This window comes from Pseudomonas sp. p21, assembly GCF_001642705.1.
Classification (GTDB): domain Bacteria; phylum Pseudomonadota; class Gammaproteobacteria; order Pseudomonadales; family Pseudomonadaceae; genus Aquipseudomonas.
In genome coordinates this window covers 1-11684 of record NZ_LWBV01000001.1, presented here as the reverse complement: position 1 = coordinate 11684, position 11684 = coordinate 1, and the positions used below count along the sequence as shown (strand labels likewise).

General features: G+C 58.1%; 10 protein-coding genes, 4 tRNA genes and 2 pseudogenes. All 16 read right to left on the bottom strand.

Features of this window, described 5'->3' with window-relative positions:
• Nucleotides 1-3: 3 nt before the first annotated feature.
• Nucleotides 4-4077 carry a DNA-directed RNA polymerase subunit beta gene (gene rpoB / locus A4C63_RS00080; RefSeq protein ID WP_013970631.1) on the bottom strand — a complete coding sequence of 1358 codons (4074 nt, stop codon included), beginning with the start codon at nt 4075-4077 and terminating at the stop codon, nt 4-6.
• A gap of 220 nt (nt 4078-4297) precedes the next feature.
• Nucleotides 4298-4666 (bottom strand): 50S ribosomal protein L7/L12, encoded by a 369-nt coding sequence (gene rplL / locus A4C63_RS00075; RefSeq protein ID WP_011531883.1) that lies wholly within the window; start codon nt 4664-4666, stop codon nt 4298-4300.
• 78 nt (nt 4667-4744) lie between these two features.
• Nucleotides 4745-5245: a 50S ribosomal protein L10 gene (gene rplJ / locus A4C63_RS00070; protein ID WP_003257082.1), complete on the bottom strand. Its 501-nt coding sequence runs from the start codon at nt 5243-5245 to the stop codon at nt 4745-4747.
• A 197-nt stretch (nt 5246-5442) separates the two neighbouring features.
• The gene (gene rplA / locus A4C63_RS00065) at nt 5443-6138 is read right to left on the bottom strand and encodes a 50S ribosomal protein L1 (RefSeq protein WP_013970629.1); all 696 of its coding nucleotides are present in this window, start codon (nt 6136-6138) and stop codon (nt 5443-5445) included.
• The gene (rplK, locus tag A4C63_RS00060) at nt 6138-6569 is read right to left on the bottom strand and encodes a 50S ribosomal protein L11 (RefSeq protein WP_003255500.1); all 432 of its coding nucleotides are present in this window, start codon (nt 6567-6569) and stop codon (nt 6138-6140) included. The genes rplA and rplK overlap by 1 nt, the downstream gene beginning before the upstream one ends.
• Before the next feature lie 119 nt (nt 6570-6688).
• Nucleotides 6689-7222, bottom strand: coding sequence for a transcription termination/antitermination protein NusG (gene nusG, locus A4C63_RS00055; protein WP_003255501.1), 534 nt, complete (start codon nt 7220-7222; stop codon nt 6689-6691).
• Nucleotides 7223-7231: 9 nt separating this feature from the next.
• A complete protein-coding gene (gene secE / locus A4C63_RS00050) occupies nt 7232-7600 on the bottom strand; it encodes a preprotein translocase subunit SecE (protein WP_003257081.1) in 369 nt (122 codons plus the stop codon).
• A gap of 44 nt (nt 7601-7644) precedes the next feature.
• Nucleotides 7645-7720 (bottom strand) — tRNA-Trp (locus tag A4C63_RS00045).
• Nucleotides 7721-7774: 54 nt separating this feature from the next.
• Nucleotides 7775-8653: pseudogene (locus A4C63_RS00040) on the bottom strand (GTP-binding protein); the annotation flags it as partial.
• Nucleotides 8650-9042, bottom strand: a pseudogene (locus A4C63_RS00035) (GTP-binding protein); the annotation flags it as partial. The pseudogenes A4C63_RS00035 and A4C63_RS00040, both read right to left, overlap by 4 nt.
• A gap of 78 nt (nt 9043-9120) precedes the next feature.
• Nucleotides 9121-9196 (bottom strand) — tRNA-Thr (locus A4C63_RS00030).
• Between the two features lie 29 nt (nt 9197-9225).
• Nucleotides 9226-9299 (bottom strand) — tRNA-Gly (locus A4C63_RS00025).
• Nucleotides 9300-9323: 24 nt separating this feature from the next.
• Nucleotides 9324-9407: transfer RNA gene (locus A4C63_RS00020), tRNA-Tyr, on the bottom strand.
• A gap of 152 nt (nt 9408-9559) precedes the next feature.
• On the bottom strand, nt 9560-9985 hold the full coding sequence (locus A4C63_RS00015) for a hypothetical protein (protein ID WP_063911034.1): 426 nt from the start codon (nt 9983-9985) through the stop codon (nt 9560-9562).
• 7 nt (nt 9986-9992) lie between these two features.
• Nucleotides 9993-10742, bottom strand: coding sequence for a pantothenate kinase (locus A4C63_RS00010; protein WP_063911033.1), 750 nt, complete (start codon nt 10740-10742; stop codon nt 9993-9995).
• Entirely contained in the window at nt 10732-11682 is a 951-nt protein-coding gene (birA, locus tag A4C63_RS00005) for a bifunctional biotin--[acetyl-CoA-carboxylase] ligase/biotin operon repressor BirA (protein WP_082888223.1), read from the bottom strand. The genes A4C63_RS00010 and birA overlap by 11 nt, the downstream gene beginning before the upstream one ends.
• Nucleotides 11683-11684: the final 2 nt, after the last annotated feature.

Here is an 11684-nt window from a genome sequence, read left to right as displayed (position 1 = left end):
GTGTTATTCGGTTTCCAGATCGATATCGATACCGAGCGAACGGATCTCTTTGATCAACACGTTGAAGGACTCGGGCATGCCCGGCTCCATACGGTGATCGCCATCCACGATGTTCTTGTACATCTTGGTACGGCCGTTCACGTCGTCCGACTTCACTGTGAGCATTTCTTGCAGGGTGTATGCCGCGCCGTATGCTTCCAGCGCCCACACTTCCATCTCCCCGAAACGCTGACCACCGAACTGCGCCTTACCACCCAGCGGCTGCTGGGTAACCAGGCTATAGGAACCAGTGGAACGCGCGTGCATCTTGTCGTCCACCAAGTGGTTCAGCTTGAGCATGTACATGTAACCAACGGTCACAGGACGCTCGAACTTGTTGCCGGTACGGCCATCGAACAGCACCATCTGGCCGCTCTCTGGCAGGTCGGCCAGCTTCAGCATGGCCTTGATCTCGCGCTCCTTGGCACCGTCGAAGACAGGGGTAGCCATTGGCACGCCCTTCTTCAGGTTGTGGGCCAGGGCCAGGATCTCTTCGTCGGTGAACTCGTCCAGGTTTTCCTGACGACCGCCGATCTCGTTGTAGACCTCGGTCAGGAACACGCGCAGTTCAGCGGCCTTGCGCTGCTCTTCGATCATGCGGTCGATCTTCTCGCCCAGACCCTTGGCCGCCAGGCCCAGGTGGGTTTCGAGGATCTGACCGACGTTCATACGCGAAGGTACACCCAGCGGGTTCAGTACGACATCGACCGGAGTACCGTTGGCGTCGTGCGGCATGTCTTCAACCGGCATGATTACCGAGACAACACCCTTGTTACCGTGACGACCGGCCATCTTGTCACCCGGCTGGATGCGACGGCGGATTGCCAGGTAGACCTTGACGATCTTCAGTACGCCCGGTGCCAGGTCATCGCCCTGCTGCAGCTTGCGCTTCTTGTCTTCGAACTTGTCGTCCAGCAGACGGCGACGATCGACGATGTACTGCTGAGCCTTTTCCAGCTGCTCGTTCAGTGCATCTTCGGCCATGCGCAGTTTGAACCACTGGCCGTGCTCCAGACCGTCCAGCACTTCGTCAGTGATCACGGTGCCTTTCTTCAGGCCCGCGCCACCGTCGACCACCTGGCCGTTCAGGGCAGAACGCAGACGCTCGAAGGTCGCACCTTCGACGATGCGGAACTCTTCGTTGAGGTCCTTGCGGATCTCGTCCAGCTGCATCTTCTCGATGGCCAGGGCGCGGCTGTCGCGTTCGACGCCATCACGGGTGAAGACCTGTACGTCGATGACGGTACCCTTGGTGCCGGTTGGCACGCGCAGGGAGGTGTCCTTAACGTCGCTGGCCTTCTCACCGAAGATTGCGCGCAGCAGTTTTTCTTCCGGAGTCAGCTGGGTTTCGCCTTTTGGCGTTACCTTGCCGACCAGGATGTCGCCAGCGCCGACTTCGGCACCCACGTAGACGATACCGGCTTCGTCCAGCTTGTTCAGTGCGGCTTCACCCACGTTCGGGATGTCCGCAGTGATTTCCTCTGGGCCAAGCTTGGTGTCACGCGCCACACAGGTCAGTTCCTGGATGTGGATGGTGGTGAAGCGGTCTTCCTGAACCACACGCTCGGACAGGCAGATGGAGTCTTCGAAGTTGAAGCCGTTCCACGCCATGAACGCGATGCGCATGTTCTGACCCAGTGCCAGTTCACCCATGTCGGTGGACGGGCCGTCGGCCATGATGTCGCCTCGCTGAACCTTGTCACCCTTGCTCACCAGCGGACGCTGGTTGATGCAGGTGTTCTGGTTCGAACGGGTGTACTTGGTCAGGTTGTAGATATCCACACCTGCTTCGCCGGTTTCCACTTCGTCGTCGGCAACGCGAACAACAATACGGCTGGCGTCGACGGAGTCGATCACACCACCGCGGCGAGCGACCACACAGACACCGGAGTCACGGGCAACGTTGCGCTCCATGCCGGTACCTACCAGCGGCTTGTCGGCGCGCAGGGTCGGTACAGCCTGACGCTGCATGTTCGAACCCATCAATGCACGGTTGGCGTCGTCGTGCTCGAGGAACGGAATCAGCGACGCAGCGACGGAAACAACCTGCTTCGGCGAAACGTCCATCAGGGTGACGTCTTCCGGCGCCTTGACGGTGAATTCGTTCAGGTGACGAACAGCTACCAGCTCATCGATCAGCTGCTTCTTCTCGTTCATCGCGGCCGAAGCCTGGGCGATGACGTGATCCGCTTCTTCAATGGCCGACAGGAACACGATGTCGTCGCTGACCACGCCTTCCTTCACCACGCGGTACGGGCTTTCCAGGAAGCCGTACTGGTTGGTGCGGGCATAGGCTGCCAGGGAGTTGATCAGACCGATGTTCGGACCTTCAGGGGTCTCGATCGGGCACACACGGCCGTAGTGGGTCGGGTGTACGTCACGGACTTCGAAGCCGGCACGCTCACGGGTCAGACCGCCTGGGCCGAGTGCGGAGACGCGGCGCTTGTGGGTGATCTCGGAGAGCGGGTTGTTCTGGTCCATGAACTGGGACAACTGGCTGGAGCCGAAGAACTCTTTCACCGCCGCCGCAACCGGCTTGGCGTTGATCAGGTCTTGCGGCATCAGGCCTTCGCTTTCCGCCATCGACAGGCGTTCCTTGACCGCGCGCTCGACACGCACCAGGCCAACGCGGAACTGGTTCTCGGCCATCTCGCCGACGCAACGTACGCGACGGTTACCCAGGTGGTCGATGTCGTCGACGATGCCTTTGCCGTTACGGATGTCGACCAAGGTCTTGAGAACCTCGACGATATCTTCCTTGCTCAGCACGCCCGAACCTTCGATCTCGGTACGACCGATACGACGGTTGAACTTCATGCGACCGACGGCGGACAGGTCGTAACGCTCGGCGCTGAAGAACAGGTTGTTGAACAGGGTCTCGGCAGCATCCTTGGTTGGCGGCTCGCCAGGACGCATCATGCGGTAGATCTCGACCAAAGCTTCCAGCTGGTTGCTGGTGGTGTCGATCTTCAGGGTGTCGGAGATGAACGGACCGCAATCGATGTCGTTGGTGTACAGGGTCTCGATACGGACGACCTGAGCCTTGGCGACCTTGATCAGCAGTTCGGTGGTCATCTCGGTGTTGCATTCGGCCAGGATCTCGCCGGTAGCCGGATGCACGATGGCCTTGGCGGTAGTGCGGCCCAGAACGTATTCCATAGGAACGTCCAGCTGCTTGACGCCGGCCTTCTCGAGCTGGTTGATGTGGCGCGCGGTAATACGGCGGCCCTGCTCGACGATGACTTTACCGGTTTCGTCATGGATATCCATGACCGCAACCTCACCACGCAGACGCTGCGGCACCAGTTCCAGGCTGAGTTTCTCGCCGGAAATGTGGAAGACGTTGGTGGTGTAGAAGGTGTTCAGCACTTCTTCAGTGCTGTAACCCAGGGCACGCAGCAGTACCGAGGCCGGCAGTTTGCGGCGACGGTCGATACGTACGAACACGCAGTCCTTCGGGTCGAACTCGAAGTCCAGCCAGGAACCGCGGTAAGGGATGATGCGAGCGGAGTACAGCAGCTTGCCGGAGCTGTGAGTCTTGCCACGGTCGTGGTCGAAGAACACACCAGGCGAACGGTGCAGCTGGGAAACGATCACACGCTCGGTACCGTTGATAACGAAGGTACCGTTCTCAGTCATCAGGGGGATTTCACCCATGTAGACTTCTTGCTCTTTGATGTCCTTGATCGCTTTGTTCGACGATTCCTTGTCGAAGATGATCAGGCGCACCTTGACCCGCAGTGGGACCGCGAAGGTCACGCCACGCAGGACACATTCCTTCACATCGAAGGCGGGTTCGCCCAGGCGATAGCCTACGTACTCCAGGGCAGCATTGCCGGAGTAGCTGATGATCGGAAATACCGATTTGAAGGCCGCGTGCAGGCCGACGTCGCGGAACTGATCCTTGGATGCTCCCGCTTGCAGGAATTCGCGATACGAATCCAGCTGGATGGCCAGGAGGTAAGGCACATCCATGACGTCCGGCAACTTGCTAAAGTCCTTGCGGATACGTTTTTTCTCAGTGTATGAGTAAGCCATCAGCGTTCCCCAGCTTGGTCACCTGCTTGTTTGGCTTCTCCCGGCGGGAGCAGCCAGAAAATCGTGCAAACCCCTTGGTTTGCGCCACCCACATGGGTGTCTTGCAGCTTGTTATCGGGGCCGGCCTGACCGGCCACCAATAACGGAAAAAGGCCGGTGGCATAAGCCACCAGCCATCAGCCCTTCGCTCAACGCTCGGACTGGAGTCGCAAGGTCGAGATTACTTCAGCTCGACTTTAGCGCCAGCTTCTTCCAGCTTCTTCTTCGCGTCTTCAGCGGCTTCTTTCGAAACGCCTTCAGCGATAACCTGAGGAGCGCCGTCGACTTTCTCTTTGGCTTCTTTCAGGCCCAGACCGGTCAGTTCACGAACGGCCTTGATCACGTTTACTTTCTTGTCGCCAGCTTCGGTCAGAACGACGTTGAACTCGGTCTGCTCTTCAGCAGCAGCGGCAGCAACAGCTGGGCCAGCGGCAACAGCGGCAGCAGCGGTAACGCCGAAGGTTTCTTCCATCGCTTTGATCAGTTCAACAATTTCCAGAACAGTTTTCTGGCCGATCGCTTCGATGATTTGTTCGTTAGTCAGAGACATGACTTAAATCCTGTATTGGGGTGACAGCCTACGCAGCCATCAAATTAAACGTATGATTTTGAAAGAGTTGCGCGCGCCTTAGGCAGCAGCAGCTTCTTTCTGGTCGCGCAGAGCTGCCAGGGTACGAGCCAGCTTGCTGGTTGCACCTTGGATTACGCTCATCAGCTGTGCGATAGCCTCGTCGCGAGTTGGCAGGGTTGCCAGCACGTCGATCTGGTTAGCGGCAAGGAACTTGCCGTCAAACGCAGCTGCCTTGATCTCGAACTTGTCCTGACCCTTGGCGAACTCTTTGAACAGACGAGCAGCAGCGCCCGGGTGTTCGTTGGAGAAAGCAATCAGGGTCGGGCCTTTGAACGCGTCGTTGAGGATCGAGAATTCGGTGCCTTCAACAGCGCGCTTCAGCAGGGTGTTACGTACGACACGTACGTAAACGCCAGCTTCGCGGGCCTCTTTACGGAGTCCGGTCATTGCGCCTACAGTCACACCACGGGCATCAGCCACGACAGCGGACAGAGCGACTTTGGCAGCCTCGTTGACTTCAGCGACGATGGCCTTCTTGTCTTCGAGTTTAATTGCCACGGGTTTACTCCTGGTTTTTACCGTTTCATCTGGCCGAAGCCGGATGTCGTTTTGGTGTCTGATTCGGTAACGAATCGGGAGCACCATCTGCGTGGGCTGGTGTTTTAAGGCTTGCGCCGCCTACGGTCTTGGATAGCCCCCGCCAGGCAGGGACCCCAATTTTTGCTGGTGGCGCGACAGGTCGCGCCACCATGTTCTTACACGTTCAGCGAGCTCTGATCGATGACCAGACCTGGGCCCATGGTGGTGCTCAGGGTAACGCGCTTGACGTAGATACCTTTCGAGGAAGCTGGCTTGATACGCTTCAGGTCAGCGATCAGGGCTTCAACGTTTTCCTTCAGCTTGCCAGCTTCGAAGCCGACCTTGCCAACGGAGGTGTGGATGATACCGTTCTTGTCGGTACGGTAGCGAACCTGACCAGCCTTGGCGTTCTTGACGGCGCCGGCTACGTCTGGGGTCACGGTACCAACTTTCGGGTTAGGCATCAGGCCGCGAGGACCCAGAACCTGACCCAGCTGACCTACAACGCGCATGGCATCAGGCGATGCGATGACAACGTCATAGTTCAGGTCGCCGCCTTTCATTTCGGCAGCCAGATCGTCCATACCTACGCGGTCAGCGCCGGCAGCCAGAGCGGCTTCAGCAGCTGGACCCTGGGTGAAGACGGCAACGCGAACGGTCTTGCCAGTGCCGTGTGGCAGCACGGTAGCGCTACGTACGACCTGGTCGGATTTACGCGGGTCAACACCGAGGTTAACGGCGATGTCGTAGGACTCTACGAACTTGGCAGCCGGCAGCGAAGCCAGCAGAGTGGCCGCTTCTTCGAAGTTGTAGGCCTTGCCTGCTTCGATTTTCTCGGCGATTGCCTTTTGGCGTTTGGTCAGCTTAGCCATTACACACCCTCCACGTTCAGGCCCATGCTGCGGGCAGAGCCAGCGATGGTGCGTACAGCAGCGTCCAGGTCAGCGGCAGTCAGATCAGCCTGTTTAGCTTTGGCGATGTCTTCCAGCTGAGCACGGGTAACGGTACCGACTTTAACGGTGTTCGGGCGAGCCGAACCACTGGTCAGGCCAGCAGCTTTCTTCAGCAGAACCGAGGCAGGGGTGCTCTTGGTCTCGAAGGTGAAGCTACGGTCGCTGTAGACAGTGATGATCACAGGAGTCGGCAGGCCGGCTTCTTGACCCTGGGTACGGGCGTTGAAGGCCTTGCAGAATTCCATGATGTTCACACCGTGTTGACCCAGTGCTGGACCAACGGGTGGGCTTGGGTTGGCCTGGCCGGCCTTAACTTGCAGCTTGATGTAAGCCTGAATCTTCTTAGCCATGAGCTACTCCAAAATCGGGTACGAACGCCTGATGGCTCCCCGGATGACTTGCGTTTTATCCCAGTGACGACAAAACCCCGCAGCACACAGGGCTGCGGGGTATGGGATGCTTCGTCCGCCTAGACCTTTTCGACCTGGCTGAACTCGAGCTCCACCGGAGTAGAGCGACCGAAAATGAGCACCGCCACCTGCAGGCGACTCTTTTCGTAGTTAACCTCTTCGACACTACCATTGAAGTCAGCGAACGGACCATCAATGACTCGAACCACTTCACCTGGCTCGAACAGCGTCTTCGGCTTCGGCTTGTCGCTACCGTCGGCAACGCGACGCAGAATAGCCTCAGCTTCTTTATCGGTGATCGGTGCAGGCTTGTCTGCAGTGCCACCAATAAAGCCCATCACTCGAGGGGTGTCCTTGACCAAGTGCCAAGTCCCTTCGTTCATCTCCATCTGGACCAGTACATAGCCAGGGAAGAATTTGCGCTCACTCTTGCGCTTCTGGCCGTTGCGCATTTCGACGACTTCTTCGGTCGGGACCAGGATCTCGCCGAAACCGTCTTCCATGCCAGCCAGCTTGACGCGCTCGATCAGGGAGCGCATTACATGCTTCTCGTAACCCGAGTAAGCATGCACAACATACCAACGCTTAGCCACGGGACACCTTTAGCCAACGATCAAGGAGACCGCCCAGCCGAGCAGGGAATCAAGACCCCACAGCAGCAGTGCCATAACCAGCACGACAGCCACGACAATCAGCGTGGTCTGGGTGGTTTCCTGGCGGGTCGGCCACACGACTTTACGAATCTCGGTACGAGCTTCCTTCGCCAGCGCAAAGAACGACTTGCCCTTCGCAGTCTGCAGAGCTACAAAGCCCGCGACAGCAGCCAGGACGAGAAGTGCGAGCACGCGATACAGGATCGGGGAGGCGGAGTAATATTGATTACCCACTACGCCGACAACCACCAAAGCCACTACAGCCAGCCACTTGAACAGATCAAAACGCGATTCTTGGGCTTCAGTTTTGGGAGTCATCGAGGAGGATCCTGTGAGAAGAAAGCCATCACACCGAGGTGAAATGGCAGGTCAGGAGGGAATCGAACCCCCAACCTACGGTTTTGGAGACCGTCGCTCTGCCAATTGAGCTACTGACCTGTAACGCTGTATCAGGCCGGCCATTATACCGGCCTGATCAAGTAAATCAACTACTTATTCAATAATTTTTGCTACGACGCCGGCGCCGACGGTACGACCGCCTTCACGGATAGCGAAGCGCAGACCGTCTTCCATTGCGATTGTCTTGATCAGTGTGGCAGTCATCTGAATGTTGTCACCTGGCATTACCATTTCAACGCCTTCCGGCAGTTCGCAGTTACCGGTCACGTCAGTGGTACGGAAGTAGAACTGAGGACGGTAGCCTTTGAAGAACGGAGTGTGACGACCGCCTTCTTCCTTCGACAGAACGTAGACTTCTGCGGTGAACTTGGTGTGCGGCTTGACCGAACCTGGCTTGACCAGAACCTGGCCACGCTCAACGTCGTCACGCTTGGTACCACGCAGCAGAACGCCGCAGTTCTCGCCAGCACGGCCTTCGTCCAGCAGCTTGCGGAACATTTCGACACCGGTGCAGGTGGACAGCAGGTCGCGAACTTCCATCTCGACCAGTTCCAGCAGCTCAGCGTCGTCTACCAGGTCAGCCTTGTTCAGGAAGACCACGATGTAAGGAACGCCTACCTGACGGGACAGCAGGATGTGCTCACGGGTTTGTGGCATCGGACCATCGGCGGCCGAGCAAACCAGGATCGCGCCGTCCATCTGGGCAGCACCGGTGATCATGTTCTTCACGTAGTCAGCGTGACCTGGGCAGTCAACGTGAGCGTAGTGACGAATATTCGAGTTGTACTCGACGTGAGCGGTGTTGATGGTGATACCGCGCGCTTTTTCTTCCGGAGCCGAGTCGATCTTGTCGAACTCAACGACTGCCGAACCGAAAACTTCGGAGCAGACGCGAGTCAGAGCTGCGGTCAGAGTGGTCTTACCGTGGTCAACGTGGCCGAGGGTGCCGACGTTAACGTGGGGAAGGGAACGTAAGGAACGCCTACCTGACGGGACAGCAGGATGTGCTCACGGGTTTGTGGCATCGGACCATCGGCGGCCGAGCAAACCAGGATCGCGCCGTCCATCTGGGCAGCACCGGTGATCATGTTCTTCACGTAGTCAGCGTGACCTGGGCAGTCAACGTGAGCGTAGTGACGAATGTTCGAGTTGTACTCGACGTGAGCGGTGTTGATGGTGATACCGCGCGCTTTTTCTTCCGGAGCCGAGTCGATCTTGTCGAACTCAACGACTGCCGAACCGAAAACTTCGGAGCAGACGCGAGTCAGAGCTGCGGTCAGAGTGGTCTTACCGTGGTCAACGTGGCCGATAGTGCCGACGTTAACGTGGGGAAGGGAACGATCAAACTTTTCCTTAGCCATCGATACAATCCTCCGCAGAAGAAATAGTCTTGCGCTGATAAAACAAAGGCAGATATTTTCATATCTGCCTTGTTTATATGGAGCTCTTGAGCGGACTTGAACCGCTGACCTCACCCTTACCAAGGGTGTGCTCTACCAACTGAGCTACAAGAGCGAAACACTTTGTGCAAAATCCAGCAAACTTGGAGCGGGTAGCGGGAATCGAACCCGCATCATCAGCTTGGAAGGCTGAGGTTCTACCACTAAACTATACCCGCGGAGCTTGCGGCTCTCGCTAAAACTGGTGGAGGGAGAAGGATTCGAACCTTCGAAGCTCTCGCAACGGATTTACAGTCCGTCCCCTTTGACCGCTCGGGAATCCCTCCAGATGTGGCCGGCATTCTATTTGTCTGCCGTCCTAGTGTCAAGCGTTTTTTCAAATTTTTTCAATCAAATCTGAAACTTAGCTGCTTTGACACCGCTTCCAGTTCTACCACCTGAGTGGTGTTCCCTGTGAAGCGGGCGCCATTCTATCAAGCTATTCGCCAGTTGCAATACCCTGGCAGAAAATAATTTTCTGTTTTAAGTCTTTGAAATCGTTGGAAAGACTTGCGAGGACGGTTTGGTCCAGCAAACGCTCGCTTTCCGGGGCAACCTTGAGCCAACGACCATCCGCCCCAGGTAGCTGCCCCACTACCGGCAGCGTGGCAATATCCAGGCTCAACAGGCGCTGACGCAGCGCATCGAGCTGGCCCTGCCCCATTACACCGCCGACTACCAGGCACTCATCCCGGCGTTTGGGGGGCGCCGACACACCCGTTTCACGCAACAGGCGAATTTCTTGCTGACTCCCCTTGTACAGCGACAGGGGTGCGACTTCCTTGACCTTCAGCGGGGCTTCCTGCTGGTGCCACACGTAATAGAAGACGTTGAGCACCAGTAACAGCAGAAACAACCAACGCATAGGCACCTCAATCCAATGGGCAGGCCATGGCCAGGCCTACGAAAACCAGGTCAGGCACGACACGCGCCTGTGGTACGGCCTCCCTCACCAGCGGCGCATCGCCACCTGTGAGGAATACCGTGAAATCCTCCCCCCACAACGCACGCGCCTGCTCGAGCTGGGTACGCGCAAAGCCCTGGAGCATCAACACGCAGCCGCGCTCGACGGCCTCGACAGTCGAGCGCCCTGGCGCCAGGCTGGCCAATGCACGCTCGGCGGAGGCGTCGTCATAACGGATACGCCGGGTGTGCGTACGCAACTGGCTACGCATCAATGGCATACCCGGGCAGATGTAGCCCCCCAGGTGCTCGCCATCCGCCGCAACGAAATCCGCTTTTGCAGCGGTCCCCAGATCAATCACCAGGCAGGCGCCCTTGGCCAGATGAAATGCTCCCAGCGCCGCCAACCAACGGTCCATGCCCAGGCGCTGGTAGTCGTCATAGCCATTGCGCACACCTGCCATTTCCTGGGCCGGGTGCGCCACACGCGCCTGCACCGCAAACGCCCGGGCAATCATCGCGCAAAGTGCCTCGTTCTCTTCCTCACTGCGCACACTGACAATGCGGCAGCCGGTAAGACGCACCGAAGCCAGTGCAGCCACTTCGGCCACCAGCGCCTGATCGGAGTCGACGATACCGCCGCTTTCAATCGCTGCATCAGCAACATGGATCACCCGCCACTTGATGAAGCTGTTACCGCAATCGAGCTCAAGAATCATCACGCAACCTCAAACTGAGCTCACCACCACTGAAGCTCTTTTCCACCCCGTCCACCTCAAGGCGCAAGCCGCCCTGCCCGTCGACGCCAAGAACCACGCCATCAATGCGCGTGCTACCTGCAACCAGAGAAACCTTGCACCCCTGCCAGAGGTGCGCCTGCTCCCATTCTTCCTGGAATGCGGCAAAACCGTAGCGACGATGCCGTGCCAATTCGTGCTGCAACTGCTGACTGAGCAACGCTACCAGCCGGTTACGGTCGATTGTCGCACCCACTTCACGCCGCATCGAGGTCCACACCTGGTCGACCTGGTCGTTGGCCTGCATGTTCACATTGATGCCGATACCCAGCACCACATGACAGACATCTGCCGGGTCGCCCACCAACTCCAGGAGAATCCCGGTGATCTTCTGCCCCCGAACGAGGACATCGTTGGGCCATTTGAGTCCCACATCCTTTACCCCGAACGCCTGTAGGGTACGCATTACCGCCAGCCCCACCACCAGACTCAAGCCCTCAAGCTGGCGCATGCCGCCATCCACACGGAGTACCAGGCTGTAATAAAGGTTTTCGGCAAACGGGCTGACCCACTGCCGACCGCGCCGGCCACGGCCAGCGCTCTGGCGCTCGGCCAGGACCAAAAATGGAGCGGTCTGCCCTTCCCCGGCGAGCCGCAGGCCTTCGGCGTTGGTCGAATCGATGGTTTCATGGATGAAAACGGGCCACTGCTCGCCTTCGGCAAACCCGGCGATCGCCTGGGCATCGAGCAAAGCCAGTGGCGCTGCCAGCTGGTAGCCGCGCCCACGAACCTTGTGAATGGTGAGGTTCAGCTCGCTCTCCAGGTGCTGCAGCTGCTTCCAAACGGCGCTGCGACTCACCCCGAGAGCTGCCCCCAGAGCTTCTCCGGAATGGAACCGGCCATCCTTGAGGAGATTCAACAACT

Coding starts and splice junctions, on each gene's coding strand:
- rpoB (WP_013970631.1), bottom strand. CDS start 4,077: ATGGCTTACTCATACACTGAGAAAAAACGTATCCGCAAGGACTTTAGC.
- rplL (WP_011531883.1), bottom strand. CDS start 4,666: ATGTCTCTGACTAACGAACAAATCATCGAAGCGATCGGCCAGAAAACT.
- rplA (WP_013970629.1), bottom strand. CDS start 6,138: ATGGCTAAGCTGACCAAACGCCAAAAGGCAATCGCCGAGAAAATCGAA.
- rplK (WP_003255500.1), bottom strand. CDS start 6,569: ATGGCTAAGAAGATTCAGGCTTACATCAAGCTGCAAGTTAAGGCCGGC.
- secE (WP_003257081.1), bottom strand. CDS start 7,600: ATGACTCCCAAAACTGAAGCCCAAGAATCGCGTTTTGATCTGTTCAAG.
- A4C63_RS00015 (WP_063911034.1), bottom strand. CDS start 9,985: ATGCGTTGGTTGTTTCTGCTGTTACTGGTGCTCAACGTCTTCTATTAC.
- A4C63_RS00010 (WP_063911033.1), bottom strand. CDS start 10,742: ATGATTCTTGAGCTCGATTGCGGTAACAGCTTCATCAAGTGGCGGGTG.